Source organism: Microbacterium sp. LTA6 (assembly GCF_045690355.1).
GTDB lineage: Bacteria > Actinomycetota > Actinomycetes > Actinomycetales > Microbacteriaceae > Microbacterium.
In genome coordinates this window covers 249,490-275,670 of record NZ_CP147855.1, presented here as the reverse complement: position 1 = coordinate 275,670, position 26,181 = coordinate 249,490, and the positions used below count along the sequence as shown (strand labels likewise).

24 protein-coding genes are annotated in these 26,181 nt (G+C 68.0%); 12 read left to right on the top strand and 12 right to left on the bottom strand.

Annotated elements, in window-relative coordinates; genetic code table 11:
• Nucleotide 1: 1 nt before the first annotated feature.
• On the top strand, nt 2-1,054 hold the full coding sequence (gene ligD, locus LTA6_RS01290; RefSeq protein ID WP_341975635.1) for a non-homologous end-joining DNA ligase: 1,053 nt from the start codon (nt 2-4) through the stop codon (nt 1,052-1,054).
• Nucleotides 1,055-1,072: 18 nt separating this feature from the next.
• Here the strand turns inward: ligD and LTA6_RS01285 are convergent, their stop codons facing one another.
• The gene (locus LTA6_RS01285) at nt 1,073-2,050 is read right to left on the bottom strand and encodes an NADP-dependent oxidoreductase (protein WP_341975634.1); all 978 of its coding nucleotides are present in this window, start codon (nt 2,048-2,050) and stop codon (nt 1,073-1,075) included.
• 92 nt (nt 2,051-2,142) lie between these two features.
• On the opposite strand from LTA6_RS01285, the gene LTA6_RS01280 reads away from it, so the two are divergent.
• Complete coding sequence (locus LTA6_RS01280) at nt 2,143-2,589, top strand: MarR family transcriptional regulator (RefSeq protein ID WP_341975633.1); 447 nt, start codon at nt 2,143-2,145, stop codon at nt 2,587-2,589.
• On the opposite strand, the gene LTA6_RS01275 is transcribed toward LTA6_RS01280, so the two are convergent.
• Nucleotides 2,562-3,605 carry an ATP-dependent DNA ligase gene (locus LTA6_RS01275; protein WP_341975632.1) on the bottom strand — a complete coding sequence of 348 codons (1,044 nt, stop codon included), beginning with the start codon at nt 3,603-3,605 and terminating at the stop codon, nt 2,562-2,564. The two genes, LTA6_RS01280 and LTA6_RS01275, sit on opposite strands and share 28 nt — an antisense overlap.
• Before the next feature lie 37 nt (nt 3,606-3,642).
• Nucleotides 3,643-5,094, bottom strand: coding sequence for an NAD(P)/FAD-dependent oxidoreductase (locus LTA6_RS01270; protein WP_341975631.1), 1,452 nt, complete (start codon nt 5,092-5,094; stop codon nt 3,643-3,645).
• Between the two features lie 94 nt (nt 5,095-5,188).
• Between LTA6_RS01270 and LTA6_RS01265 the strand changes: the two genes are divergently transcribed.
• Nucleotides 5,189-5,689 carry a hypothetical protein gene (locus tag LTA6_RS01265; RefSeq protein ID WP_341975630.1) on the top strand — a complete coding sequence of 167 codons (501 nt, stop codon included), beginning with the start codon at nt 5,189-5,191 and terminating at the stop codon, nt 5,687-5,689.
• A gap of 27 nt (nt 5,690-5,716) precedes the next feature.
• Here LTA6_RS01265 and LTA6_RS01260 read toward each other — a convergent pair whose 3' ends face one another.
• Nucleotides 5,717-6,952 carry an acyl-CoA dehydrogenase family protein gene (locus tag LTA6_RS01260; RefSeq protein WP_341975629.1) on the bottom strand — a complete coding sequence of 412 codons (1,236 nt, stop codon included), beginning with the start codon at nt 6,950-6,952 and terminating at the stop codon, nt 5,717-5,719.
• Between the two features lie 93 nt (nt 6,953-7,045).
• Entirely contained in the window at nt 7,046-7,708 is a 663-nt protein-coding gene (locus LTA6_RS01255) for a helix-turn-helix domain-containing protein (RefSeq protein ID WP_341975628.1), read from the bottom strand.
• 162 nt (nt 7,709-7,870) lie between these two features.
• On the opposite strand from LTA6_RS01255, the gene sucC reads away from it, so the two are divergent.
• From sucC to LTA6_RS01240, 3 genes are all read left to right on the top strand, one after another.
• Nucleotides 7,871-9,037 (top strand): ADP-forming succinate--CoA ligase subunit beta, encoded by a 1,167-nt coding sequence (sucC, locus tag LTA6_RS01250; protein ID WP_341975627.1) that lies wholly within the window; start codon nt 7,871-7,873, stop codon nt 9,035-9,037.
• 27 nt (nt 9,038-9,064) lie between these two features.
• Nucleotides 9,065-9,967, top strand: coding sequence for a succinate--CoA ligase subunit alpha (gene sucD, locus LTA6_RS01245; RefSeq protein WP_341975626.1), 903 nt, complete (start codon nt 9,065-9,067; stop codon nt 9,965-9,967).
• A gap of 200 nt (nt 9,968-10,167) precedes the next feature.
• Complete coding sequence (locus LTA6_RS01240; protein WP_341975625.1) at nt 10,168-10,962, top strand: hypothetical protein; 795 nt, start codon at nt 10,168-10,170, stop codon at nt 10,960-10,962.
• Between the two features lie 88 nt (nt 10,963-11,050).
• Here the strand turns inward: LTA6_RS01240 and LTA6_RS01235 are convergent, their stop codons facing one another.
• Entirely contained in the window at nt 11,051-11,626 is a 576-nt protein-coding gene (locus LTA6_RS01235) for a TetR family transcriptional regulator (RefSeq protein WP_341975623.1), read from the bottom strand.
• Nucleotides 11,627-11,700: 74 nt separating this feature from the next.
• Here LTA6_RS01235 and LTA6_RS01230 point away from each other — a divergent pair, with 74 nt between their 5' ends.
• Nucleotides 11,701-12,102, top strand: a complete 402-nt coding sequence (locus LTA6_RS01230) for a VOC family protein (RefSeq protein ID WP_341975622.1) — start codon at nt 11,701-11,703, stop codon at nt 12,100-12,102.
• A 24-nt stretch (nt 12,103-12,126) separates the two neighbouring features.
• Here LTA6_RS01230 and LTA6_RS01225 read toward each other — a convergent pair whose 3' ends face one another.
• Both LTA6_RS01225 and LTA6_RS01220 read right to left on the bottom strand, forming a co-directional pair.
• Entirely contained in the window at nt 12,127-13,062 is a 936-nt protein-coding gene (locus LTA6_RS01225) for a homocysteine S-methyltransferase family protein (protein WP_341975621.1), read from the bottom strand.
• 150 nt (nt 13,063-13,212) lie between these two features.
• Nucleotides 13,213-14,691 carry an NCS2 family permease gene (locus LTA6_RS01220; protein ID WP_341975620.1) on the bottom strand — a complete coding sequence of 493 codons (1,479 nt, stop codon included), beginning with the start codon at nt 14,689-14,691 and terminating at the stop codon, nt 13,213-13,215.
• Between the two features lie 91 nt (nt 14,692-14,782).
• Here LTA6_RS01220 and LTA6_RS01215 point away from each other — a divergent pair, with 91 nt between their 5' ends.
• From LTA6_RS01215 to purH, 3 genes are all read left to right on the top strand, one after another.
• Entirely contained in the window at nt 14,783-16,159 is a 1,377-nt protein-coding gene (locus LTA6_RS01215) for a DUF6350 family protein (protein ID WP_341975619.1), read from the top strand.
• A gap of 150 nt (nt 16,160-16,309) precedes the next feature.
• On the top strand, nt 16,310-16,909 hold the full coding sequence (gene purN, locus LTA6_RS01210; protein WP_341975618.1) for a phosphoribosylglycinamide formyltransferase: 600 nt from the start codon (nt 16,310-16,312) through the stop codon (nt 16,907-16,909).
• 37 nt (nt 16,910-16,946) lie between these two features.
• Nucleotides 16,947-18,554: a bifunctional phosphoribosylaminoimidazolecarboxamide formyltransferase/IMP cyclohydrolase gene (gene purH / locus LTA6_RS01205; protein WP_341975617.1), complete on the top strand. Its 1,608-nt coding sequence runs from the start codon at nt 16,947-16,949 to the stop codon at nt 18,552-18,554.
• Between the two features lie 110 nt (nt 18,555-18,664).
• Here purH and LTA6_RS01200 read toward each other — a convergent pair whose 3' ends face one another.
• From LTA6_RS01200 to LTA6_RS01185, 4 genes are all read right to left on the bottom strand, one after another.
• A complete protein-coding gene (locus LTA6_RS01200) occupies nt 18,665-20,200 on the bottom strand; it encodes a DUF222 domain-containing protein (protein ID WP_407358448.1) in 1,536 nt (511 codons plus the stop codon).
• 384 nt (nt 20,201-20,584) lie between these two features.
• The gene (locus tag LTA6_RS01195) at nt 20,585-20,944 is read right to left on the bottom strand and encodes a hypothetical protein (protein ID WP_363545040.1); all 360 of its coding nucleotides are present in this window, start codon (nt 20,942-20,944) and stop codon (nt 20,585-20,587) included.
• Nucleotides 20,945-20,978: 34 nt separating this feature from the next.
• Nucleotides 20,979-22,580 (bottom strand): serine hydrolase, encoded by a 1,602-nt coding sequence (locus tag LTA6_RS01190; protein WP_407358447.1) that lies wholly within the window; start codon nt 22,578-22,580, stop codon nt 20,979-20,981.
• A 20-nt stretch (nt 22,581-22,600) separates the two neighbouring features.
• Nucleotides 22,601-23,890, bottom strand: a complete 1,290-nt coding sequence (locus tag LTA6_RS01185) for a serine hydrolase domain-containing protein (protein ID WP_407358446.1) — start codon at nt 23,888-23,890, stop codon at nt 22,601-22,603.
• A gap of 199 nt (nt 23,891-24,089) precedes the next feature.
• On the opposite strand from LTA6_RS01185, the gene LTA6_RS01180 reads away from it, so the two are divergent.
• Both LTA6_RS01180 and LTA6_RS01175 read left to right on the top strand, forming a co-directional pair.
• Nucleotides 24,090-25,628, top strand: a complete 1,539-nt coding sequence (locus LTA6_RS01180) for a DNA-3-methyladenine glycosylase 2 family protein (RefSeq protein WP_407358445.1) — start codon at nt 24,090-24,092, stop codon at nt 25,626-25,628.
• Nucleotides 25,625-26,122 carry a methylated-DNA--[protein]-cysteine S-methyltransferase gene (locus LTA6_RS01175; protein ID WP_407358444.1) on the top strand — a complete coding sequence of 166 codons (498 nt, stop codon included), beginning with the start codon at nt 25,625-25,627 and terminating at the stop codon, nt 26,120-26,122. Before LTA6_RS01180 ends, LTA6_RS01175 begins: the two co-directional genes overlap by 4 nt.
• The last annotated feature ends 59 nt before the right edge of the window (nt 26,123-26,181 follow it).

Sequence of the window (26,181 nt, the reverse complement as noted above, 5' to 3'; positions counted from 1 at the left end):
CATGGCCTCCGAACGAGTGACCCTGACCGTCGCCGACCCCGATGGAGAACGCGAAGTCGCGCTCTCGAGCCCGAACCGACCGGTGTGGCCGGAACCCGGGATCACCAAGGCCGAGCTCGCCGAGTACGCCCAGCTGGTCGCGACGCCCTTTCTCGCCGCGAACGGCCACCGACCGGTCTCTCTGGAGCGCTTTCGCGCCGGGATCGACAGTGAGGGCTTCTTCTCGAAGAACCCGCCGAAGGGAACGCCCGACTACGTCGACGACGTGATGGTGACGTACAACAGCGGGCGGAAGCATCCGCAGATCGTCCTCACCCGGCCCTCGGCCATCGTCTGGGCCGTGCAGATGAACACCGTGGTCTTCCACCCCTGGGCGTCGCTGGCTTCGGATGCCGACAACCCCGTCGAGCTGCGCATCGACCTGGATCCGCAGCCGGGGACCGACTTCGCCGATGCCATCACGGCGGCCCACGCACTGCGGGAGGTGCTGCGCGACGCCGGTCTGGAGGCCTTCATCAAGACCAGCGGCAACCGCGGGCTGCACGTGTTCGCTCCGATCGAGCCAGTGCACGAGTTCCTGATCGTGCGCCACGCCGTGATCGCCGCCGGACGCGAGCTCGAGCGCCGGATGCCGGAGCAGGTGACGATGAACTGGTGGAAGGAAGAGCGAGGCGAGCGGATCTTCGTCGACTTCAACCAGGCGAATCGCGATCGCACGATGGCCGGCGCCTACAGTCCGCGTGCTCTTCCCGGCGCGACCGTGTCGACCCCGGTCGAGTGGGAAGAGCTGGACGGCCTCGATCCGTCGCGGTTCACCGTGCGCAGCATCCCGCAGCGTCTCGCCGACGTCGGTGACCCCTGGGCGCACATGCAGGACAACCCGGGCCGGATCGATGTGCTGCTGGAGTGGTGGGAGCGCGACAAAGCCGACGGTCTCGGCGAGCTGCCGTTCCCGCCGGAGTTCCCGAAGATGCCGGGGGAGCCTCCTCGCGTGCAGCCCAGCAAGAAGGTCGCCGCGAACTGGGACGAGGACGGCACCAGGGCCGAAGCCTAGCCGGGACCCACGTTCGGCTCACCTGATCCGGAGCGCCAGCTTTCCCACGTAGTGATCGCGCAGGGCCTGGTGGGCGCTGCGGACATCGTCCAGCGCGAACGTCTGGGCGACATGGACCTCGAAGTCGCTCGCGTCGATGATCCCGTTCAGACGTGCCGCAGCTGTACTGCTTCGGTCGCCGTCGTAGTGCGAGAGAGTCGCGCGCGGTGCTTCCGAGGGCAGGGGGTATACGCCGTGCGGCCAGGCGATTCGCCCTGATTCCTTGACCGCCTGCAACGCGCGCTCAGTGGTTTCGCCGCCGACGGTGACGAGCGCCGCATCCAGCCCATCCGGCGCGAAGGTGGCCGCCGCGGCCAGCACGTCGTCTGCGCGGCCGTCGACGACGGCATCGGCGCCGAGGCGCTCAGCCAGAGCGACGCCGTCATCGCCGGAGGCCACCGCCAGAACCCGAAGACCGCGGTGTCCCGCCAGCTGAACGGCGAGGTGTCCGATACCTCCGCTGGCGCCGAAGACCATGAGCGAGGCGCCCGGCTGCAGGTCGAGAAGGTCGAGACCGCTCAGCGCGGTCAGTGCGTCCCAGGCCATCGCGCCGGCCTGTTCGAACGGCATCCGGTCAGGCAGACGTGTCACATGCTCCTCCGCGACGACGCCGTACTCGGCGTAGAAACCACCGCGGGGGAGCGGAGTCGTCGCCGCGTAGACACGGTCGCCGACGGCGAACCGGGTGACGTTGCGTCCCACAGCCGCCACCGTTCCGGCCGCATCCCAGCCGAGCACGTACGGGAATCTCGACGGAAGGTCGAAAGCCCCCTCGAATTCGCCCTGTCGCTCGGCGGCATCCCAGGACCCGACTCCGGCGACATACACGCGGATCAGGACATCGTCTTCGCCGACCTCCGGAACGGGGAGCAGGCGTGTCGTGAGTTCCTCCGCCCCGCCGAATCGGTCGAGGACGGCGGCTTTCATCATCGGGCTGACGGCCTGCTCATCGTTCATCGGTATCCGTGCTCCTCGGTTGCTTGATTGGATCAAGGAACAGTGAATCACGGATGCTTGATTGCATCAAGTATCTCGCCTACGCTGAGGTGATGGCACTGCCGAGCGGACCCACGCAGACATCGTCGGAGGCCGAAGCGATCCTGTTCGACCTGGTCGACGTGTACGACCGTGCCTACGGAGTCGCCGCGGCCGAGCTCTCGCTCAGCGCGGCGCAGGCCTGCGTTCTCGGGCGTCTCGGGGAGCGACGAGGCATGGGCGCGCTCGCTGCGGAGCTCGGATGCGATGCCTCCAACATGACCCAGATCGTCGGGCGCCTCGAGGCCCTCGACCTCGTGAGCCGCGAACCGAATCCGGTCGACCGCCGGGCACGGCTGGTCGCGCGTACACCGCGTGGAGACGAGCTCAACCGTCGCTTCGAGGAGGCCTTCACCTTCGCTCGCGCGGCCGTCGGGCGCCTGAGCGTCGACGAACAGGAACAGCTCACCGCTCTGCTGCGCAAGGCGCTCGGTCAGGCGAGCACGCCGGCCAAGTCGTAGCCGGCGACGGTGTCGAGCTGCTCGTAGGTGCACGACCGCGCCTCGCGATCGGGGCGCCAGCGATCGAACTGCACGGTATGCCGGAATCGGGCGCCTTCGAGCTGGTCGTAGCGCACCTCGAGCACGCGCTCTGGGCGCAGGCGCACGAAGGAGACGTCCTTCGCACCGCTGAACCGGGAGCGCTCGCCCGCGCCGGTGATCGCCTCTCCTTCGTCGTCGCGCTCGACCAGGGGCTCGAGCTCTGCGACGAGTTCCTGACGGCGCGCATCGCTCCATGCCGCCACACCGCCGACCTGGCGCAGGACCCCGTCGGAGTCGTAGAGACCAACGAGGAGCGAGCCGACTCCGGATCCTGACTTGTGGACGCGGTAGCCGAGCGCGACCACATCGGCCGTGCGAGCGTGCTTGATCTTGACGAGTGTGCGCTTGCCCGGCGCGTACGGCTGGTCGAGCGGCTTCGCGACGACCCCGTCGAGTCCGGCGCCCTCGAATTCGGCGAGCCAGCGCACTGCCGCGTCGCGATCGCGCGTGGTGCGGGTCAGATGCAGCGGATGATCGACGCCGGCCATGAGCTTCTCCAGCCGCGCCCGCCGGTCGTGGAACGGCATGTCCAGCAGATCGTCATCGCCCTCGGCGAGCAGATCGAAAGCCACGAACATCGCCGGTGTCTCGGTGGCGAGCCGGGTGATTCGTGACGCGGCGGGATGGATACGCTGACTCAGCGCCTCCCAGTCCAGCCGCTGCGCCCCGCTCGCGCCGGTGGCGACCACGATCTCGCCATCGAGCAGGCACGGCCCAGGCAGAAGCCGGGAGACGGCGTCGACCAGCTCGGGGAAGTACCGGGTCAGCGGCTTCGCGCCGCGAGAACCGATCTCGACCGACTCTCCGTCCCATGCGACCAGCCCGCGGAAGCCGTCCCACTTCGGTTCGAACAGCAGGCCGCCGGGAGTCTTGACAGGATCCGGAACGGCCGCAGCCGCCTTCGCGAGCATCGGTGCGGGGATCAGGTAGCGCATGGCTCCATCCTGGTCTGGCGGAGCGAGCAGCGGTAGATCAGGCGAAGAGGTCGTCGAGTGAGACGGGAGTGCCGGCATCCGCCAGTGCCGTGCGTGCCGCGTGCCAGCCGGCCATGCCGTTGACCCCCGGGCCCGGCGGGGTGGATGCCGAGGCCAGATACACGCCGCGCATCGGCGTGCGCCACGGTGCCGACGACAGGGTGGGGCGGCGCACCATCTGCTGAACGGTGAAGTCGCCGCCCGAGATGTCCCCGCCGATCGTTGCGGGGTTGATCGCCTCGCGCTCGGACGCGCGCACCGCGTGGGTGGCCAGGATGCGATCACGGAAACCCGGTGCGAAGCGTTCGATCTGGCGCGTGATCGGCTCGGTGGGATCGAAGTCGGAGTTCGCGGGGACGTGCATGTAGGCCCAGAACACCGCCTTGCCCTCCGGCGCCCGGGTGGGGTCGAGCGTCGACGGCTGCACGGCGAGAACATACGGTCGTTCGGCGACGCGTCCTCGGGCGACGGCGTTCTCGCTGGCCCACGTCTCGGTGCGGGTGCCGCTCAGGTGTACGGTGGGCGCGCTTGCGACATCCGGATGCGCCCATGGCACCGGGCCGTCGAGAGCGAAGTCGACCTTCGCCGCCCCCGCGCCGTAGCGATAGCGACGCAGCGCGCGCGCGTACCCGGAGGGGAGACCGGGAAGCGTGAGCGCCAGGCGCGGCGAACCGTTGAGCAGCAGCAGATCTCCCTTCGCGGGGTCGCCCCAGTCGAGCGCCCCCAGATCGCGGATGTGCGCGTCGGTCTCGATCAGGCCGCCGTGGGCTTCGAGATCGACGCGGAGCGCGTCGGCGATCGCCTGGGCTCCGCCGCGCGGATACGGCCAACCACCGGCGTGTGCGAGGGCGGCGAGCAGCAGGCCGGCGCCAGCGGACGGCAGTGAGGGGAGTGCGGTGTTCCCATGGGCGACGACGCCGGAGAACAGCGCCGACGCCTCCTCGGTGCGGAAGAAGCGCTTCGCCACGGTGGATCCCTGATCGAGCGTCCGCAGGGCGAAGCGGGCGGCCGTGATCGGATGCCGCGGAACGCGGAGCAGCGACGAACCGGTGAAGTCGAGGACGCCGTCGATATGAGAACTCAGGGGCCGCAACAGGGTTCGCCACCTCTTCGCATCCGCCCCCAGGCCGTCGGCCGTGCGCTCGATGTCGCGCCAGGCGATCGCGGCGCGTCCGTCGTCGAGCGGATGCGCATACGCGGCGACGGGATTGATCCAGTCGAGGCGCCGGTCCAGGCCGAAGGCGCGGAAGAAAGGGGAGGAGTAGGCGCCAGGGTGCACGGCCGATCCGACGTCGTGCACGAAACCGGGGAGCGTCGATTGCGCGCTGCTCACGCCGCCGCCGATGCGCGCTCCCGCCTCGAGTACGCGCACCTGGTAGCCGGCGCGAGCCAGCGTCACGGCTGCCGCGAGGCCGTTCGGTCCCGAGCCGATGATCGTCGCACGTGCCATGAACTGAGTCTTTCATGTCTCGAATCGGCACCTTATTGCCCGCTTCGAGCGGAAGTGGTATCCGTGGGCCGCAGCAGGTGAGATCCTGGAGAGGATGAATGAAGTTCAGGGGCCAACCCCCGCAGGCACGTCCCGTCCGTACAAGTCCCTTCCGGAAGCGCTTCGCGCGCACCGGATCGCCGTCGAGGACTACGAGTACATCTCCGCAGTCCTCAATCAGGTCGGCATCACCAGCCTCATCGACCGAGGCCGTTACATCGAGGCGATTCGTCGCGGTGAAGGTGCAGCTCTGCACATCGGTAAGACCTACACCAACGGGTTCACCGAGGATGAGCAGATCGTCGTTGGCTCGCGTCCGGCGCTGCTGCAGCCGAGCGAGGGGCGTCCGCCGTACTTCTATCTGACGCACCCGAGCCAGATCGCCAGCAACACGCCGCCAGCCCGCGCGAAGCACCCGTCGCGTCCGCGCACGGCGACTCCCCGCACCGCGACGGCCGGTTCCGAGCGCATGACGCCGCTGATCGAGCGCGACTACGGCGTCTGCGACGTCTGCTTCATGGTGCGCGGCGCCGCCGGCAACTGCGGCTGCAACTGATCCCGCGAGCTGGGGTGGGCGCGGAACTCAGACGAACGCGCTCATTCCGGTGATGTCGCGGCCGAGCAGCAGTGCCTGCACGCTTTCCGTGCCCTCGTAGGTGTGGATGGCCTCGATGTCGGCCATGTGCTGCATGACGCCGTTCTCGAGCAGGATGCCGTTGCCGCCGAGCAGGTCGCGCGCGAGCGAGGCGATCCGGCGGGCGGCGCGGGTGTTGTGGAACTTCGCCAGTGAGGCCTGGGTCGGCCGCAGCGCGCCGGCGGTCTCGAGGTCGGCGAGGCGGCGGCAGTACAGCTGCATCGCGGTGAGGTCCTCCAGCATGTGCGTCAGGCGTTCCTGCACCATCTGGAACTTCGCCAGCGGCTTGCCGAACTGCACCCGCTGAGTCGCGTAGGCGAGCGCGGCCTCGTAGCAGGCTGTGGCATGGCCGAGCGCAGACCAGGCGACACCGGACCGGGTCGCATAGAGCACGGTCGAGGCATCCCGGAAACTCTTCGTCCCGGGGAGGACGGCGTCGAGCGGGACGCGCACGTCGTCGAAGAGGATGTGCGCCTGGTGGATTGCGCGCAGTGAGCCCTTTCCGCGGATCGGCGTGCCGATGTACCCGGGAGTGTCCTGTTCGACGAGGAAGCAGCGCACCGCGCCATGCTCCGCGGCGCCCTCGTCGTCGACGCGCGCCCACACGAAGGTGACGCCGCCGGACGAGCCGTTGCCGATCCACTTCTTCGCACCGCGGATGACCCACGTGTCGCCGTCGCGTCGGGCGACGGTCTCCAGCGACACCGAGTCCGAGCCGTGGTCCGGCTCTGTCAGCGCGAACGATCCGAACACGGAGCCGTCGGCCATGCCCGTCAGCCACTTCTCCTGCTGCTCCGGTGACCCGAACAGCGCGAGAGTGCGCAATGCGAGCCCGCCCTGCACAGCGAGCACGGTGCCCAGGGAGCCGTCGCCGCGCGAGATCTCCATGTTCACGAGCCCGGCGGCCAACGGTGAGAGCCGGGTGAGCGACGGATGCTCGATGCCGTCGACGACGAGATCCATCTCGCCCATGCGGCGGGCAGCATCGAGCGGGTATTCGGCACGATCCCAGGCATCCGCCATCTGCGGGCCGACCTCGTCGATGTACGCCTTCGCGCGATCCCACGCGACGCGATCATCTGCGGGGATGTCGCTGAAGACGGCGTAGTAGTCGCTGTCGAGGCGCGAGGTCGTGTCGTAGCTCTCGACGCTCTGGCCGGGGAAGGAGAGGGCTTCATCGCTCATAGTGCCGCCACTCTACTCCTCGCGGCATTGAGTTTCATATACCCAGGCACTCAGTTCCACCCCACTGGTGGCGATTCGAGCCCGGGTGTCGGCTCAGCCGAGCTCTTCGCGCAGCCGCCGAGAGATCTCTGCCACCGGCATCGATCGCGGGAACACGGCGACGACGACGTCATCGGGGGCTGACGCGGACGCCTCAGGGCCGACGCCGTAACGGCGACGGGCATCGGCGAGCGCATTCTGCAGGGTCGCGATCGGAACACGTTTCGTGTCGCGCAGGAGTTGGCGCAGCACATGATTGTGCACGGCGGTCACGAGGGCCGAGTACCCGACGGCATCCAGCGGATCGATGCCGGGCAGCGAACTGCGCAGGTACTCGTCGAACAGCCGCTCGTAGCGGAACACGGTGATGATCTCCCGGCCGCGCAGCACCGGCACGTCTCGCACGATCTGGTATCGACGGCGTGCCATCTCCGGGTCGCGGGCGAAGTGCGCGAAGACCCGCTCCGACGCCTCGCACACGGCTGTCCACGGATCGCTGTGTCCTTCGGCGAGGAAGGCGCGGACTTCTTCGAGGAGCACTTCGTGGTCGGCGAAGACGACATCCTCCTTGCCGCCGAACTGACGGAAGAACGTCGAGCGGGAGACGCCGGCGGCTTTCGCGATCTGCTCCACGGAGGTCTGGTCGTACCCCTGCTGCTGGAACAGTTCGAGCGCTGCGGCGACGACGGCGGAGCGCGGTTCTGCGGAGTCATGCATAGCGAGAAGCCTAGACCTGCGGCAGCACAGCGACGAGAGTCATGACGACGACCGTCCGGCGGGGCGTTCAGCCAGTAGTAGGCTGGTTTCTCGGGTCGATTCATCGATCGGCAACCGACATTCTGTCGCGTCCCACCCGCCGCAACCAGCGAAGGACTGCACGTGGATCTCTACGAGTACCAGGCACGAGACCTTTTCGAGAAGTACGGGGTGCCGGTTCTCGCCGGTATCGTCGCGGACACTCCCGAGGAGGTGAAAGCGGCTGCCGAGAAGATCGGCGGTGTCGTCGTCGTCAAGGCGCAGGTCAAGACCGGCGGTCGAGGCAAGGCCGGCGGCGTCAAGGTCGCCAAGACTCCCGATGAGGCATACGAGGCTGCGAAGGCGATCCTCGGCCTCGACATCAAGGGCCACGTCGTCAAGCGCGTCATGGTCGCCCAGGGCGCGGCCATCGCAGAGGAGTTCTACTTCTCGGTGCTGCTCGATCGTGCGAACCGCTCCTACCTGAGCCTGTGCTCGGTCGAGGGCGGCATGGAGATCGAGGTGCTCGCCGTCGAGAAGCCCGAGGCGCTCGCCCGTGTCGAGGTGAACCCGTTGACGGGTATCGACAAGGCGAAGGCCGTCGAGATCGCTCGCGCCGCGAACTTCCCGGAAGACCTCATCGAGAAGGTCTCCGACGTCTTCGTGAAGCTCTACGAGGTCTACAAGGGCGAAGACGCCACTCTCGTCGAGGTCAACCCGCTCGTGCGCACCGAAGACGGTCAGATCATCGCCCTCGACGGCAAGGTCACGCTCGACGAGAACGCCTCGGAGATCCGCCATCCCGAGCACGAAGCGCTCGAGGACAAGGACGCCGCAGACCCGCTCGAGGCCAAGGCCAAGCAGAGCGGCCTCAACTACGTGAAGCTCGACGGCGAGGTCGGCATCATCGGCAACGGCGCAGGGCTCGTCATGTCCACGCTCGACGTCGTCGCCTACGCCGGTGAGAACCACAACGGCGTCAAGCCCGCGAACTTCCTCGACATCGGCGGCGGCGCCAACGCGCAGATCATGGCGGCCGGTCTCGATGTCATTCTCGGGGACCCGCAGGTCAAGAGCGTGTTCGTCAACGTGTTCGGCGGAATCACCTCGTGCGTCGCCGTCGCGGACGGCATCGTGAAGGCGCTCGAGATCCTGGGCGACGCTGCGACCAAGCCTCTGGTCGTCCGCCTGGACGGCAACCAGGTCGAGGAGGGGCGCGCGATCCTCGCGCAGGCGAACCACCCGCTCGTCACCGTCGCCGCCACCATGGACGAGGGCGCCGACAAGGCCGCCGAGCTCGCCAACGCCTGACGCCCAAGAGACTCAAGGACTGAAGAAATGTCGATCTACCTCAACAAGGACTCCAAGGTCATCGTCCAGGGCATCACCGGCGGCGAGGGCACCAAGCACACGGCGCTCATGCTCAAGGCGGGCACGAACATCGTCGGTGGCGTGAACGCACGCAAGGCCGGTACCACCGTCACCCACGAGAAGCCGCACGAAGGCGAAGTGGACCTCCCCGTCTTCGGCTCGGTCGCCGAGGCGATGAAGGAGACCGGCGCTGACGTGTCGATCGCCTTCGTTCCCGGCGCGTTCACCAAGGACGCGATGATCGAGGCCATCGACGCCGAAATCCCGCTGCTCGTCGTCATCACCGAGGGTGTTCCCGTCGGCGACGCGGCCGAGGCGTGGGCGTACGCCCAGAGCAAGGGCAACAAGACCCGCATCATCGGACCGAACTGCCCCGGCATCATCACCCCGGGTGAGGCGCTCGTCGGTATCACCCCGGCGAACATCACCGGCAAGGGACCGATCGGCCTCGTGTCGAAGTCGGGCACCCTGACCTACCAGATGATGTTCGAGCTGCGCGACCTGGGCTTCTCCACCGCCATCGGCATCGGCGGCGACCCTGTCATCGGCACGACGCACATCGACGCGCTCGCCGCTTTCGAAGCCGACCCCGAGACCAAGGCGATCGTCATGATCGGCGAGATCGGTGGCGACGCCGAGGAGCGGGCCGCGGACTACATCAAGGCGCACGTCACCAAGCCGGTCGTCGGCTACGTCGCGGGCTTCACCGCTCCCGAGGGCAAGACCATGGGCCACGCCGGCGCCATCGTCTCCGGCTCGGCCGGTACCGCTCAGGCGAAGAAGGAGGCCCTCGAGGCCGCCGGAGTCAAGGTCGGCAAGACGCCGAGCGAGACCGCTGACCTGATGCGTAAGATCATCGAGGCGCTCTAGCAGCACCTTTCAGAAGGCCCCGGGCTTCGGCTCGGGGCCTTCTGCGTGCGCGGTCGGCGGGCACTCTCGACGTTGCGGAAACAAACCTGAGGGTGATTTTTCGGGTCGCCTAACTTCGTGGTAGCGTTCCTCTGTTAGCGCGCACATTCGGCGCGCACAGGTCGCTGGGGCCTTTCTACGACAATTCTGGGGAGAGTATCTTGACGCATTTCCGCGCGCCCGCGCACACCACATCCGGTGACGGCATCAACCGTCGAACGGTCATCAAAGCAGCTGCCTGGTCGATGCCGGTGATCGCCGTCGCAGTCGCCACTCCGTTGGCTTCCGCGTCCACCACCACGCCGTCGGAGTGCGTCGTCGTCCCGGTCGGTGGATTCCAGGTACTCGGCGGGACCCTCAGCAGCAACGGGTCGGTGGGGTCGTCTCCGACCTCTGACGGCAACTTCGGCACTGGGTGGACGCCCGCCAAGGCGCCGACGGGTGACGCGGTCAACGGGTTCGTGCAGACCGATTTCGCGGTCGCGCCGACGCCCGCCAGCTGGTGGGGCGGCGGCGGCGAGGTCAACGAACCCGGGTTCATGTCGCTCGACGATCACGACAACACCGACGGAGCCGCACAGACTCCGGTGACGGTGGCACTGCAGTTCGCGGTCGACGTGACTGCGGGGACCACGTACCAGTTCATGCTGCCGATCTACACCGCGGCGGGACACCTCGGCACGCAGCATCTGGACGTCTCGATCGCCGGTGCCGGTGTGGTCCTTCCCGGCGCTGTTCAGGGCTACGTGGGCAACAAGGCCATCTCCGTCGACAACGCCGCGCTTTCCTCGTACCCGGCTTTCGCCGCTTCGCAGACGCCCACCGTCTCGTTCACGCCGACATCGAGCGGGACCGTCGTCTTCTCGTACACATTCACCCTCGCGTACGTGACCGGCGGCGCGCGTCAGAACGCGGACATGCTCGTGCAGGCCCCGCAGTTGCTCGGCTGCTTCTGACCAGACGGCATCCGTCCAGTCGGACGGTATGATCGTAGAGAAGGCCCCGGACTCCACTCTGGGGCCTTCTTCATGCCCGGGCTCGCGTTCACGCGGGGATGATCGAGTCCAGGATCAGATCGAGAGATCGGTGGGCGTGCGTGCGCGCTGCATCGTCTGCCGGTTGCTCGGAGAGCCACAGCGCCAGTTCGTTCATGGCGCCGGAGAGCGCTGCGGTCATCGCGCCGAGCAGGCGGGGCTCGATCCCGACCTCCCTCAGGCCGTCGCGCAGGTGCATCACGGCACCCTCGGCATCCGTGCGTCGCCATTCCGCCCAGCTGAGCACGGCCGGTCCTTCGACGAGCAGAACGCGGGCTGCCGCGCCTCGGGTGATCGCATCGAGGAAGGCATGGCTGCCGGAGCGAAGGGCGGCGGCTGCATCCTGCCCATCCGTCGCGGCGATGATGGCGTCGGCGATCAGCTGCTGCTGAGCTGCCGCGACGGCCGCGAACAGGCCGGGCTTCGATGCGTAGTGATGATAGACAGCGCCGCGGGTGACTCCGGCGGCGCGGGCGATGTCGTCGACCGATGCCGCGGCGGCTCCGTATTCGGCGAAATGCGCGGTGGCCGCTTCGAGGATCCTGCGGGCGGTCTCGGCGGCTTCGGCAGCGGATGCTCGAGGCATTGAGGGTTCCTTTACGTGCGATGTGTATGTATTCTAGGCGAAAGATACAAACAGTGTGTATGTAAAGGAGAGCCATGGAGATCACGAGCTTCTACCCGGTGCTGATGGTGGACGATGTTGCGACGGCGTCACGGTTCTACCGCGAGGTGCTCGGCTTCGAGACGACGTTCGAAGCCGACTGGTACGTGAGCCTGCGCTTCGGCGGCGGCGAACTGGCGATCCTCGATCGCAGCCACGAGACGATTCCGGAGGGCTTCCGCGAGCCTGTGCGGGGGCTCCTGTTGAACGTCGAGGTGCCGGATGCCGCCGCAGAGCACGCGCGTATGGTGGGCGATCTCGGCCTCTCCGAGCGGCTTCCGCTGCGCGATGAAGCGTTCGGGCAGCGTCACTTCATCGTCGAGGCGCCGGGTGGCGTGCTCATCGACGTCATCGAACCGATCGAGCCGTCTCCCGAGTTCGCCGCCGCCTTCGCCTGAGCTCGTCGTCGGAATGTCTGCGGCTCAGAGTGAGGGTACCGCGCTGAGCCGCTGCCACATCTTGGCGATGTGACGGACGTCCGTGCCGCAGCAACCGCCGATCACCCGCACAGCCGGGAGGCGATCCAGCAGCTCGACCGTGCAGGCGGCGAGGTCTTCGGGATCGCCCTCGTGAAGCCGATCCGAGCCATCCAGTTCCGCGTGCGAGAGCCGTGAGGCGTTCGGGCGGATGCCGATGATCCGGCCCGCCACGGTGGGGCCGACCGCGCGGCCGAGATGCTCCGGGTGCGCGCAGTTCAGCAGATATCCGTCGGGCGGCGCGGTCGCATCGACGCGATGGATCACGTCCTCCAACGTGCTCCCCGAAGCGAGCCGCCCATCGGTCTCGACGGTGAACGATATCTCCACCGGCATCCCCGCTTCTCGCGCGGCGCGGACGATGCCGATGGCCTCGGCAGGATCTGTGAGTGTGTACGCCGCGATGACGTGCACTCCGGCCTCGCTGAGCGCGCCCACCTGTGCCCGGTGGTAGGTCAGGGCGTCGTCGGCTCCTGTCACCGTGTCCCAGGAACCGGACTCGTAGCCGTCGCCCCGTGGCCCGATCGTGCCGACCAGGCGGACCTCGGGCAGGTCTCTGAACTCCGCCGCGAGCTCGTGGAGCAGGCGCACCGTATCGATGTTCACCCGACGAAGCGCTGCGGCATCGTAGCCCAGCCGCGGCCCCCAGTCCTGGCTCGCCCGCCACGTGGCCGACTCGAGTCGGAGACTCACGCCGTGCGCGCGGGCGACCTCGCCGTAGCCACGGTAGTAGTCGCGCAGGAGCGTCCGGCCGGGCCCGTCGTCGATCAGGACGAAGGCAGCGAAGTCGGGCAGGTCGACGTCGTGATGGAAGATCAGGTCGGTCTCGAGGCCGCCATCGGTGACATAGCGGGCTCCGCGGGCCACATCGGGTGCGGACATCGGTTCACCTTCTCCTCAGTGCCTCCGGTCTAGCAGAGCGTCGCTGGCCGCGCCAGAGGTCCGCTGAGGGGGCGAATCGCGGTGACTGTGTGATGAACGCGGGAGGGACGGATGCCGCAGCATCCGCCCCTCCCATCGTCGATCTGCAGATCAGATGCCGACGCCGAACAGCGCCTCGATCGGGCCCCTGGCGAAGAAGATGAGGAATCCGGCCGCCACGCCCCACAGCAACGGGCTGATGCTCTTCGCCTTGCCGGAGAAGGCGTGGATGAGCACCCAGCTGACGAAGCCTGCGCCGATGCCGTTCGCGATCGAGTAGGTCAGCGGCATCACGGTGACGGTGAGGAACACCGGCAGCAGCACGCGGAACTCCGAGAAGTCGATGAAGCGGATCTGCGCCATCATCATCGCTCCGACGATGACGAGGGCAGCGGCGGCGATCTCGGTCGGGACGATCGAGGTCAGCGGCGTGAGGAACATCGCGATCAGGAAGATGACGCCCGTGACGACGTTCGCCAAACCGGTGCGCGCGCCTTCGCCGATGCCGGAACCGGACTCGATGAACACGGTGCTCGACGACGACGAGGTCGCGCCGCCGGCGATCGCACCGATGCCCTCGACCACCAGCGCCGACTTGATGCGCGGGAAGTCGCCGTGCTCATCGGCGAGGTCGGCCTCCTTGGCGAGGCCGGTCATGGTGCCCATGGCGTCGAAGAAGTTCGTGAAGAGCAGTGTGAACACGATCATCACGATGGCGACCAGGCTGACCTTGCCGAGGTCGAAGGTGAAGTCGACGGCGCCGACGAGGCTCAGGTCGGGAAAGCTCACCGGAGAGCCGTTGAGCGCGGGGACCGTGAGGCCCCAGCCGCCGGGGTTGACGACGTTGCCCTCGTCGTCGAAGGCGCGCGGGCCGATGTGCCAGATCGCTTCGACGATGACGGCGAGCACTGTGCCGCCGATGAGGCCGATCAGCATGCCGCCCTTGATGCGGAGGGCGACGAGGATGCCGGTGAGGATGAGTGTGATAACGAAGAGCAGGCTGGGGATCGTTGCGACCGAGCCGTCCACGCCGAGGCCGACGGGCGGCGACGAGGTGCCGGTCGCCGTGACGAACCCGGAATTGACGAAGCCGATGAACGCGATGAACAGGCCGATGCCGACGGTGATGGCGATCTTGAGCTGGAACGGCACCGCGTCGAAGATCGCCTTGCGCAGGCCGGTGGCGGCCAGCAGCACGATGACCAGACCGTTGATCATGACCAGCGCCATGGCCTCGGGCCAGGTGACCTGCCCGACCACCGAGAACGCCACGAAGGCGTTGATGCCGAGCCCCGCCGCGAATGCGAAGGGAAGACGGGTGACGACGCCGAACAGGATGGTCATCACGCCGGCCGTGAGCGCCGTCGCCGCTCCCACGGCGTTGAAGTCCAGCATGTTCCCGGCGACATCGGGCTTGCCGGACAGGATGATCGGATTCAGGATCACGATGTAGGCCATCGTGACGAACGTCACCAGTCCGCCTCGGATCTCGGTGCCGATCGTCGAGCCGCGTCTGCTGATCTCGAAGAATCGATCGAGGGCGTTCGTGGGCTCGGCGGGAGCGTGGGCGGTGGGCGGGGCAGTTGTCATCGGGGAACCTCCGTTGATGACGTTATCGTGTGGCGCACGACGCGCGCGCCCACAGGAGGAGCAGGGTTTCTCGTCGTAGTCTCGAATCGATATGCAACGCCTCCTCGTCGCGCTCCTGGCCGCCGTCGACGCTGCCATTGCGGCAGGCGTCGGTCTTGCCGTGCTCCTGGCGCCGCTGACCCTGCTCTGGACGATCGCCTTCGGCGTCACGGCCGACTGGGGCGCGCTCTGGCCGCTCACCGGCACGCTCTGGCAGTTCGGGCACGGCGTTCCGCTGGACATCACCGTGCCGAAGGACGTGATCGTCGCGGTCGGCATCGCCCAGGAGGCGGCTTCCTTCGTGGTGTCGGTCACCCCGCTGGCATTCCTCCTCTTCACGTTGCTGTTCGCGGCGCGCTCGGGAGCACGTGCGGCGCGGTCGGGGGCATGGCTGCTGGGGGCGTTGTCGGGGACGGCGGCCTTCGCCCTCATCGCGACCGGTGTCGCCCTCACCTCTCGGCTGGCCGCGGCAGAGACTTCGCTGCTGCTCTCGATCCTGCTGCCCTCTGCGGTGTACCTCGCCGGTGCTCTCGCCGGTGCGCTCCGCGTGGTCTGGGACGACGGCGACGGCGGGATCCTGGACCGTCTGCATGACGTCTTCGACTCCTGGGGCGACTGGGGCGCAGTACCCGCGGCCGCGGTGCGCGGGGCGGCTTTCGCCGTGGTCGCGATCACGGGCGCATCGGCGCTGAGCGTCGCGGTGATGGTGGTGCTGCGCGGGGGAGAGGTCGTCGCACTGTTCGAGGCGGCTCGAGTCGACCTTCTCGGCGTGGCGGTGCTCGCCCTCGGACACCTCGCCTATCTGCCCACCCTGATCGTCTGGGCGGCATCCTGGCTGGCGGGCCCCGGGTTCTCGGTCGGGCTCGGAACCGCTGTGTCGCCGGCAGGCACGCAGCTCGGGGTCGTCCCCGGCATCCCGGTGCTGGGTCTGCTTCCGGAGAACGGCTCGATCTGGATGCTCGTCGTGGTGATCGTGCCGATCGCTGCGGGTGCCGTCGCCGGCTGGGCCGTGAGATCCCGACTGGTCTGGGAGGGCACGCCGCTGCGCATCGGACCGCGGGCGGCGATCGCCGCAGGTATCGCGGCCCTGTCCGCCGGAGTCGCCGCGGTGGCCGCCGTGCTGGCCGGCGGTTCGATGGGGCCGGGGCGACTGGCCGACGCCGGTCCCGCGGTCGGTCCCTTCGCGCTGGCGATCGGGGTCGAGGTCCTGATCGGTGCGGCCATCCTGCTGCTTTCGCCTCGGCATCGGGACGAACTGGCGGAGGAGCGCACCGACCGCTGGATGGCGGAGACCGCGGCATCCGAAGCGGCGATCGGCGGGGATTCCACAGCGGTCGGCGCTGTCCAGGTCGATGCCGAGCACGAAACCGTCCCGCTGGATGACATCCGCGACGCGTTCAAGGGCCCTGGGTTCGACCTGAAACCGTGAAAGCTGCGTGCAGCTTGCATGACCATCGCACGGATGCATGACCGGATGCGACGAAATGGACAACGATTCGTCGTCCGGCCATGCAAGTGGGACGGCCGGACGACCGGTATTCCGAACGGACGCCCGGTCCCGCCCCGGTAGACTGGGCGGGTGCTCACGGTCGCCGTTCTCATCTCGGGCACCGGCTCGAACCTTCGTGCCCTCCTCGAGGCTGCTCGTCACCCCGATTTCCCGGCCAGGGTCGTCGTCGTCGGTGCCGATCGCGAAGCCGACGGGCTCGCGCACGCCGAAGAATTCGGCATCCCGAGCTTCACCGTTCCCTGGCACGAGCACGAGAGTCGCGAGGCCTGGGGTGAGGAGCTCGGACGCCAACTCGCCGTCTGGACGCCGGATCTCGTCGTTCTCAGCGGACTGATGCGCCTGCTGCCGTCGGCGCTCGTCGCCGAGTACTCGCCGCGCCTGATCAACACGCATCCGGCGTACCTCCCCGAGTTCCCGGGTGCGCACGGCGTCCGCGATGCGCTCGCCGCAGGCGTGACCGAAACCGGCGCCAGCGTCATCGTCGTCGACGACGGGATCGACTCCGGTCCGATCCTCGCGCAGGAGCGCGTGCCGATCCTCGCGGGTGACACGGAACACAGCCTGCACGATCGCATCAAGCCCGTCGAACGCCGCCTCCTCATCGACGTCGTCCGTCGCGTCGCCACCGGCGAGCTTCCGCTGAGCGAAGCCTCCTCGATCATTCCCTGACCACCCCTCGCACGTCCCCACGCTGAAGGAGCCCTCCATGGCCGGCCCCCGTCACGACCCCTCGCTGTACCGCGATCGCGATGCGGTGCCGATCAGACGTGCGCTCATCTCGGTGAGTGACAAGACCGACCTGCTGGTGCTCGCCGCCGCTCTCGCCGAGTCCGGCGCCGAGATCGTCTCGACCGGATCGACGGCGGCCGCGATCCGCGAGGCGGGATACGACGTCACCGATGTCTCGACCGTCACCGGCGTTCCCGAGATGCTGGACGGCCGCGTGAAGACGCTGCACCCGGCCGTGCACGCGGGGCTCCTTGCGGACCTGCGTCTGGAAGATCACGAGGGGCAGCTCGAGAACCTCGGTATCGAGCCGTTCGAACTGGTCGTCGTGAACCTGTACCCGTTCGTGGAGACGGTCGCATCGGGTGCCGTCGGCGATGTCGTGGTCGAGCAGATCGACATCGGTGGACCCGCCATGGTGCGCGCGTCCGCGAAGAACCATGCCAACGTCGCGATCGTCGTCTCACCGGCGTCGTACTCGGCCGTCATCGACGCGATTCGCTCGGGCGGAACGACCCACGCGCAGCGACGTGAGCTCGCCGCTCGCGCCTTCGCGCACACCGCGGCGTACGACACGGCCGTCGCGTCGTGGTTCGCCGAGGGCACACTGAACGAACCCGGCGACCTGCCGGCGCACCTCACGATCCAGGCGGAGCGCCTCGCCACCCTGCGCTACGGCGAGAACTCGCATCAGCGCGCGGCCATCTACTCGCGCGTCGGTGGCCACGGCATCGCCCAGGCCACGCAGCTGCAGGGCAAGGAGATGTCGTACAACAACTACGTCGACGCCGATGCGGCGCTGCGCGCCGCGTATGACATGGTGCTGCCCACGGTCGCGATCATCAAGCACGCGAACCCGTGCGGCATCGCAACGACGGCACCGAATGCGCTCGACCCGATCGCGAGTGCGCACCTGCGCGCGCACGAGTGCGACCCGGTCTCGGCGTACGGCGGAGTGATCGCAGCCAACGGCACCGTCACCCTGAAGATGGCGGAGAACCTCAAGGACATCTTCACCGAGGTCATCGTGGCGCCGGCTTTCGAACCGGCCGCTCTCGAGGTGTTCAAGGCGAAGAAGAACCTTCGCCTGCTGCAGCTGCCCGAGGACTGGCAGCAGGAGCGGATGGACGTCCGTCTCGTCTCCGGTGGTCTGCTGCTTCAGGACGCCGACCGGTTCCCGGACGACATCTGGTCGGTCGCGAAGAACTGGGAGCTGGTGTCGGGTGAGCGGCCCAGCGAGGAGGAGATGGAGAATCTCATCTTCGCGTGGAAGGCCTGTCGCGCCGTGAAGTCGAACGCGATCGTCCTCGCGCGCGGAAACGCCACGGTGGGCGTGGGAATGGGGCAGGTCAACCGGGTCGACTCCTGCCGTCTGGCAGTCGAGCGCGCGGGCGATCGGGCGGCTGGTTCGGTGGCGGCATCCGATGCGTTCTTCCCGTTCGCGGACGGCGCGCAGGTGCTCATCGACGCGGGCATCTCGGCGATCGTCCAGCCCGGTGGTTCGGTGCGCGATGAAGAGGTCGTGGATGCCGCTCGCAAGGCCGGCGTGACGATGTTCTTCACGGGGGAGCGTCACTTCTTCCACTGAGGCGGGCGGAGTCTGCGCCTCGGTGAGCTCGCCGAGGCGCGCCGTTGCTGAGCGCATCAACTCGTTCGCTGAGTTGGTCCCAGGTTCGCTGAGCGTGCCGAACTGCGCGATCAGACGCGGGTGCGGGTGAGGGTGTGGAGGGTGGCGCGTGGGGTGCGCCATCGCTGGGCGTGGTCCCACCATCCGGGGCCGCGGATCTGGGGGATGCCGCCGATCATGCGGATCTCCCATCCGGATCTGTCGAGGGTGCGATGGTGATGCCAGCACAAAGGCACCCCATTGTCGGTGTGGGTGGGTCCGCCGCGGGCGTGTTCGGTCACGTGGTGGATCTCGCACCAGGATGCCGGGACGTGGCAGCCCGGGATGAGGCATTCTTTGTCGCGGAGCACGATCGCGCGGCGTTGGTGGACGGTGAAGATCCGGTCGGTGACGCTGATGCCGATGATGCGGCCTTCGTCGAAGAGGACGCGTTGGATCGTGCCGGTGCAGGCGGTGTGGGAGGCGACGGATGCCGAGACCGGAGCGTCAACGCCGGGGATGGTTGCCCATCCGGCCGCGAATCCCGCTCCGGTTCCGGTGTCGCTGTTGGTGCCGCTGTCGCTGTTGGTGCCGCTGTTCGGAACAGGGAGCGCGTCTGCGGCTGATCCGACTGCGAACTTCGCACCGGCGCCCGTGGCGAAGGTGGCCGCGTCGATGTGCACCACGAGAGTCGGCGCCGCACCGCCCAGGCTGGGCATGTCGTCGTGGCGGGCCGCGATGCCCAGGGCTGCGGCGAGGGCGTCGTGCTGCTTCTGGGCGCGGGTGCGCGGGTCGATCACGTTCCGCGGGTCATTGTTGAACGGATTCGCGCCGTCATCGTCACAGTCCATCTCATCGGAGGGGCGGAACATCACGCCGAGATCCTCGGGGCCTGCTGTCTTCGGGTTCATCTGGGCGTCGAAGATGAGCTGCATCTGCGCATACGTCTCGGGCAGCATGTTCCCGCGGACGGGGTACGTGCCGTTGCGGAGCCGTCCGATCGTGAAGGACCGGTTCTGCGACGCCTCCGCATCCGACGGGGCAGAGCCGTCCGGATCCAGATACAGGGCGATCAGCTGCGCGAACTGCTTCAGATCTTCTGGCGTCGCCGGAGGCGCCACATCGGCAGCGGCATCGGCGAGGACGTACCCGCGGGCCTGGCCGGCGAGCTCGGCATCCGCCCGCAACCGATCAGCCGCTCCGATCCGGACCCCCGCCCGTTCGATCGGACCGGTCGCCGCCAGCAGCCCGGCGATCCCGATCGACCCGTCCAGCATCGCGCCGCGCAGGGCGGGCCACCGGGCCGGCAATCGTGCGCCTGAGGTGAGTTCCACATCTCGGTGCAGCAGATCCGCGGCCTTCACGACCCGGGCCGCCCCCGGTGCGTCGACCCGCAGCACACGCTGCAGCAATTCGTTCATGTTCCGACATCCGAACTCTTCCGGGAACCCCGGTTCTGCACCGGCCGTCGCCTCGACCACGACCGCCTCGATGCGGCGGAACGCCTCCCCTGCGACGCGAAGAACATGCATCCGGTCGGCATCCGACAGCGCCCCGAGAGCATCCGCACTCAGCACCTGATCGAGGTCGGAGACGACCTGATCGAGGAGAGGCACGGGGTTGTTCATACCTCCATTCTGCCGAGGGCCACCGACATTGAGACCCCGAAAAGAGCCCGATCAGAGGAACTTTTTCAACTTTCTCGGAGTCGCGCTGATCATGACGCGTTTCGTCTCGCTTCGCTCGCTCAACGACCAGGAGAGATGACGCGTTTCGTCTCGCGGAGACCCGCACTGAGCGAGCGCCAGCGAGTCGAAGTGTCGCTCAACGACCGAACGAGAGGGACGCGTTTCGTCTCGCTTCGCTCGCTCAACGACCGAATGGGAGGGGTCAACGTTTCGTCTCGCTTCGCTCGCTCAACGACCAGGAGAGACAACGTGTTTCGTCTCGCGGAGACCCGCATGGAGCGAGCGCCAGCGAGTCGAGATATCGCTCCCCGACCGAACGAGCTCTCAACCGGGACCGCCCGGATGAGCGAGATCGTAGGCACGAGCGAGCTTGTTCGGGACGACCATTCGCCACGCATCGACGACGAGTTCGCGAGCCTCCGCAGGTTCCAGCGCTGCCAGTTCCGCGTGCACCCAGTTGAATCGCAGGTCCGACGTCGACGGCATCTGGAACTTGCGCGGATCTCCTCCGACCAACGCCTCGCGCTCCTCCTTCGGAAACGCGAACCCCATCACGCTCTCGTCGAGGGAGAACGCGACGTACACGAGCTGACCGACGCGGAACTTCAATCTTCCGCGTACACGCACCGGGTAGGAGCGCTCCAACTCGGTGCCCAGGGCCCGCACGTCTTCGATCGCCGCCATGCTCAGCCCACGCGACCCGATTTCGGGGGAAGTCTCACGGTACCCGCGTCCAGGTTCCGAGGAGCCCGGGCTCCGCATTGAAGAAGTCGAGGGTCATCGAGGTGGCGGCGCCGCCGGCGATCGTGAACACCGCTGAAGACAGCGATCCCGCCGGTGCGTTCTCGCCGAGCGGTATGAAAGCGAAGGTGTCGCCGTCCCAGGGGTCGAGTTGCGCGGTGGAACCGCCGTCGGGCCCCACGGCGAGTGTGAGCATGCCGTCCTCCTCGGAGACGACCGCTGCGCCGTAGTAGTCGTTGGCGTACGTGCCGGCGTACGCGGACAGGGGCTGGGCCGGCGCAGGATTCGCGGGCGGGGTCTCGCCGGTGAGATCGCCGGCGGGTTGGTGATACCCCGCCATGGCCTGCCCGTAGTCACCCAGCCAGTCGCGCGTGCTGTAGCCGAACTGCACCAGGTCGACGAACTCGGCGGCAATCGCCTCCGGAACGCCGATCGGAGCGCCGTTGGTCAGCACCACGATCCCGAGGTCCGCCGACGGCAACATCTGAACGTTCGTCGCTGCACCGAGGATGAAGGCTCCGGAGTGGCTCAGGGTCACCCGGCCGCTCGGCTGCATCCCCACCCCGAAGCCGTAGCCGTACTGGCCTGCGCGCTGGTCCAGCGCGTGCGGTGGTGCCGAGACGTTCTGCGGACTGAGGGCGGGCAGCAGCGCCGCTTCTGCGATCAGCTCCGCACCCGCATAGGTACCACCGGCGAGGACGAGTCGCATCCATTGAGCCAAGTCGTTCGCGCTCGACGAGACACCGCCGGCAGGCGACTGCGCATCGGGGTCGCGTTCGAAGCGCGGTTCGAATTCGCCCTCGCCCACCATGGCGTGCAGGCTGGCGCGGTTGTCCTGCGCGAGAAAATCCTCATACCGCGAACTGGTGGCGTCCATCCCCAGCGGGTCGTAGAGCTGTTCCTCGGAGAGCGTCGCCCAGTCGGTGCCGGCGGCCGTGGCGACCGCCTCCGCGCCGACCGTGATGCCGAAGTTCGCGTAGGCGTAGCTCGCGCGGAACGGGGCGAGGGGCTGCAGCGCGAGGTGATCGAGCACGTAGGTGCGGTCGTATCCGATGTCCTCCAGCAGATCTCCGGCGGCGAACGGCAACCCGGTGCGATGCGCGTAGAAGTCGCCGATGGTCGCGTGCTCGGTGATCCACGGATCCGCCAGCGCGAATCCGGGCAGGGACTCAGCGACCGGACTCGTCCAGTCGACGACACCTTGCGAGACCTGCGTCGCGACGACCGTCGCACCCACCGGTTTCGACAGCGACGCGATCTGGAACACCGTGTCGGCATCGACCTCGGCGTCCTCGCCCTTCTTCCGCACGCCGTAGCCCTCGGCGAAGACCGTCTCGTCGCCGTGCACGACCGACACGGCGATGCCAGGCACGCCGCTTCGCTCCATGGCCGATCTCACGACGTCGGGCAGCTTCTTGATCGCGGCGTCGATGCTGCCATCGGGAAGGGCGAGAACGTCCTGGTTGGGCGAAGCCCCGATCTCGACCTTCGTCTTCTGGCTCTCCGGCGCAGTGCACCCGGCGAGGACGGTGACAGCGACCGCCACAGAGGCGGCGACGATGACGGAGGATCTGCGCATGATTGCACCTTCTTCAGCGGTCATTGCTTGGGAGCGGGGACGAAAGTGTTGCCCAGAGCCTCGGAGATGCTCACGAACATCCGTGTCGCGGGGCTGGAACACACCTCACCCGTCGGGTTGTCGAGGAGTGTCGGTGACTGTGCGCAGTCCCCGGACGCGATATCGCTGTTGGTCATCGTGATCACGGTGCTGTCGCTGGACGTGTCGTAGAAGACGGAGCTGTTGAATCCCGGCAGCTCTCCGGCGTGACCGACCCAACCGCTGCTGCATCCCATCCCGAGGCCGTATCCGGCGGCGCCCGGGAATGAGGTCAGCCGCTCGATCTGCGTCTCGGCATCCAGGAGGCCTTGTCCCGTCCCCAGCGCGCGGGCATAGACGAGCATGTCCTGCCCGTTCGAGATCAACTGACCGGCCGTCCACCCCCAGGAGGGGTTCCAGTCGGTCGTGTCCGTGGGGTTCTCCGGAGTGGCAGTGGGGGACTGGAGGGTGTACCCGCGCGGATGCGGCTCGGGGAACGCAGCAGACGAACCAGGATCCGACGTGGCAGACAACCCGAGCGGGTCGAAGATCCGCTCGGCGAACACGCTCGCGACGTCCTGACCGGTCACCTGCTCGATGACCTGGCCGAGGAGCACCGTGTTGGTGTTGGAGTAATCGAACTCCGCGCCCGGTTCGAACAACGGCGGGAGTGAGATGCCGATGTCGACGAGCTCCTGCGGATTCCACACTCGGTCCGGTTCGTTCATGAACGTCTGCAGCCAGGTTTCATCGAACGTGTAACTGGCGACCCCGCTGGTCATGTCGGACAGCTGACGCAAGGTGACGAGGTCGCCGTTGGGAACCCCGTCGATGTACGTGCCGATGGGATCGTCGAGGGTGAGCAACCCCTCTTCGGCGAGCTGCAGCACCACGGTCACTGTGAAGGTCTTGGTGACGGAACCGACGCGCTGATACATGTCCGTCGCCATCGGTGCGCCGGTCGTCGGGTCGGCCATGCCGTACGCCTTGCTGAACGTGCCCTCTGGAGTCTGCACGAACACGATCGCGCCGGGAGCTGCAGCTAGTGCGAAGGATGCGGTCGCTGCAGCGTCGATCTCGGAAGCCAGATCCGTGGGCATCGGATCGGTCGCGGTCTTCGGCAGACGAGCGGAGACGACGGCTTCGGGATCGACGACACAGGTCGAGTCCCGTTGTGCGGTGACGCCCGCCTGCGGAGTCGCCGTCGGGGTGGTGGGCGCCGGGCCGGAACAGCCGGAGACGAGCAGCGCCGCTCCTATGCCCAGAGCGGCAAGGCATCGAGATCCGCGCATGATGCTCCTTCTCTCAGGAGAGCGGACAAGCGCCCTCCGATTTCTCAAGTATCGCGCGCGCGCCATCGCAGGACCAGGGACTCCTGTCCGCAGTTCGCGCGGACCGGTGCCACGGTTCTCTCCGGTGCCCGGAGTCCGACGTCACCGCGATGTCCGATTTCCGCCAGCCGGCGTCGGTGAGGCGTGTCAGAGTGGAGGCATGAGCTTCCCGATCACCGACTTCGACGAGCGATACCGCGCGATCAGTGCACGCGACACCCGCTTCGACGGGCAGTTCGTGACCGCAGTCCGATCGACGGGGATCTACTGTCGTCCGAGCTGCCCTGCACGCACCCCGATGCAGAAGAACGTCACGTTCTATCCCACCAGTGCCGCCGCCCACGAGGCCGGCTTCCGAGCCTGCAAGAGATGCCTCCCGGAAGCTGCTCCCGGCTCGCCGGCCTGGAATCTGCGCGGTGACACCGCAGCCCGGGCGATGCGCCTCATCGCCGCAGGCTATGTCGAGCGCGAGGGTGTGCCCGGGCTCGCTGCTCGCCTCGGCTATTCGAGCAGGCACTTGACGAGGCTCCTCAGCACCGAACTCGGCGCCGGTCCTCTTGCGCTCGCCAGGGCGCATCGCGCGCACACCGCGCGGATGCTCCTCGTCGGCACGGACATGCCGATCTCGGAAGTGGCGTTCGCTGCCGGTTTCGCCAGCATCCGCCAGTGCAATGACACGATCCGCGAGGTCTTCGGACTCACGCCGGGCGAGCTCAGAGCCCGGCGGCGCCCGTCGGCCGGATCAGCGGCCGGTGGAACGAGCGTGGAGGTGAGCGGCGCCGAGGCGCCAGGCGCCATCGATCTCGTCCTCCCGTACCGCGGACCCCTGGATGCCGCCGGCGTCTTCGCGTGGATGTCAGCGCGGGCACTCCCGGGCGTCGAGGAGGCGACGGCGACCTCGTTCGCGCGTCACCTGCGCATGGCAGGCGGGCCGACCTGGTTCGAGGTGCGTCAAGAATCCGATGAGCGTCTTCACCTGCGTGCCAGAGTCACCCAGCTCGCCGATCTCGCGCCGCTCGTCGCCACGGTCCGGCGGATCTTCGACCTCGACGCCGACCCGCTCGCCGTCGACCAGGCGCTCGCCGCGCACCCCGAACTCGCACCGCTCGTCGCGCGAACCCCCGGCATCCGCGTTCCGGGCTCGGCCGATCCGCACGAGATGCTCATCCGCGCGATGGTCGGGCAGCAGATCACCGTGGCGGCCGCACGCACGGCGCTGGCTGCGCTTGCGGATGCGTTGGGGGAGCGGACCCCCGAAGGCGGCCTGCTCTTCCCGACGATGGCGGCGATCGCCGACCGCGGAGCCGAGGTGCTCCGCGGGCCTGCGGCCCGTATCCGTGCGATCACCGGTGCAGCGGCGGCACTCGCCGATGGATCCCTCACCCTCACCGTGGGTGACGACGGTGTCGAACAACGGCGGGCGCTGATGGCGATGCCCGGTATCGGCCCGTGGACGGCGGACTATGTGCGGATGCGCGTGCTCGGCGATCCGGATGTGTTCCTGCCGGGGGATGTCGCGGTGCGCGCTGGTGCTGCGGCATCGGGACTTCCCGGCGACCCCGCTCCGCTCACGGCCTGGACCGAGCGCACCGCGCCGTGGCGGAGCTACTTGACCGCGCACCTCTGGCGGGCGGCGCCGGTGCGGCCCGCATCCGCCCGCCGCATTGCCAAGACCACGACTTCGAAGGAGACATCATGACCGCCCTCATCCAGACTCTGGAAACCCCCGACGGACCGTTCACGATCCTCGCCGACGACCGGCAGCGGGTGCTCGCATCCGGGTGGACGACCGACCAGCAGGTGATCATCGAGCGACTGAGCCCCGTCGCGCGCCCGGCAGATGTCCGCGAGGGTGACACCGATGCCGCCGCGGCCACGCTCGCCTACTACGCCGGCGACCTGTCCGCGATCGACGCCGTCGCCGTGAAGCAGACCGGGACTGCGATGCAACTCGCGGGCTGGGCGGCACTGCGCCGCATCGATCCGGGAGCGCCGCTGACCTACACAGGTTTCGCTGCGGTCCTGGACAACCCGCGGGCCGTGCGGGCTGCCGCCTCCATCTGCGCTCGGAACGCCCCTGCGCTGTTCGTCCCCTGTCACCGGGTGCTTCGCACGGATGGCAGCCTCGGCGGATTCGCCTGGGGGCTCGACGTGAAGGAGCGGCTGCTGGCCAGGGAGTCCGTCGGACGTTGAGCCTGGGCGACGATTCGAGCGCCCCGTCGTTGTGCTATCCGACCAAGTCCTCCTCGTGA

Coding starts and splice junctions, on each gene's coding strand:
- LTA6_RS01255 (WP_341975628.1), bottom strand. CDS start 7,708: ATGCATGACTCCGCAGAACCGCGCTCCGCCGTCGTCGCCGCAGCGCTC.
- LTA6_RS01185 (WP_407358446.1), bottom strand. CDS start 23,890: ATGCGCGGATCTCGATGCCTTGCCGCTCTGGGCATAGGAGCGGCGCTG.
- LTA6_RS01215 (WP_341975619.1), top strand. CDS start 14,783: ATGCAACGCCTCCTCGTCGCGCTCCTGGCCGCCGTCGACGCTGCCATT.
- LTA6_RS01180 (WP_407358445.1), top strand. CDS start 24,090: ATGAGCTTCCCGATCACCGACTTCGACGAGCGATACCGCGCGATCAGT.
- LTA6_RS01195 (WP_363545040.1), bottom strand. CDS start 20,944: ATGGCGGCGATCGAAGACGTGCGGGCCCTGGGCACCGAGTTGGAGCGC.
- sucD (WP_341975626.1), top strand. CDS start 9,065: ATGTCGATCTACCTCAACAAGGACTCCAAGGTCATCGTCCAGGGCATC.
- LTA6_RS01285 (WP_341975634.1), bottom strand. CDS start 2,050: ATGAACGATGAGCAGGCCGTCAGCCCGATGATGAAAGCCGCCGTCCTC.
- LTA6_RS01225 (WP_341975621.1), bottom strand. CDS start 13,062: ATGTCCGCACCCGATGTGGCCCGCGGAGCCCGCTATGTCACCGATGGC.
- LTA6_RS01235 (WP_341975623.1), bottom strand. CDS start 11,626: ATGCCTCGAGCATCCGCTGCCGAAGCCGCCGAGACCGCCCGCAGGATC.
- purH (WP_341975617.1), top strand. CDS start 16,947: ATGGCCGGCCCCCGTCACGACCCCTCGCTGTACCGCGATCGCGATGCG.
- LTA6_RS01265 (WP_341975630.1), top strand. CDS start 5,189: ATGAATGAAGTTCAGGGGCCAACCCCCGCAGGCACGTCCCGTCCGTAC.
- LTA6_RS01275 (WP_341975632.1), bottom strand. CDS start 3,605: ATGCGCTACCTGATCCCCGCACCGATGCTCGCGAAGGCGGCTGCGGCC.
- LTA6_RS01280 (WP_341975633.1), top strand. CDS start 2,143: ATGGCACTGCCGAGCGGACCCACGCAGACATCGTCGGAGGCCGAAGCG.
- LTA6_RS01260 (WP_341975629.1), bottom strand. CDS start 6,952: ATGAGCGATGAAGCCCTCTCCTTCCCCGGCCAGAGCGTCGAGAGCTAC.
- LTA6_RS01230 (WP_341975622.1), top strand. CDS start 11,701: ATGGAGATCACGAGCTTCTACCCGGTGCTGATGGTGGACGATGTTGCG.
- LTA6_RS01270 (WP_341975631.1), bottom strand. CDS start 5,094: ATGGCACGTGCGACGATCATCGGCTCGGGACCGAACGGCCTCGCGGCA.
- LTA6_RS01220 (WP_341975620.1), bottom strand. CDS start 14,691: ATGACAACTGCCCCGCCCACCGCCCACGCTCCCGCCGAGCCCACGAAC.
- LTA6_RS01175 (WP_407358444.1), top strand. CDS start 25,625: ATGACCGCCCTCATCCAGACTCTGGAAACCCCCGACGGACCGTTCACG.
- ligD (WP_341975635.1), top strand. CDS start 2: ATGGCCTCCGAACGAGTGACCCTGACCGTCGCCGACCCCGATGGAGAA.
- LTA6_RS01190 (WP_407358447.1), bottom strand. CDS start 22,580: ATGCGCAGATCCTCCGTCATCGTCGCCGCCTCTGTGGCGGTCGCTGTC.
- LTA6_RS01200 (WP_407358448.1), bottom strand. CDS start 20,200: ATGAACAACCCCGTGCCTCTCCTCGATCAGGTCGTCTCCGACCTCGAT.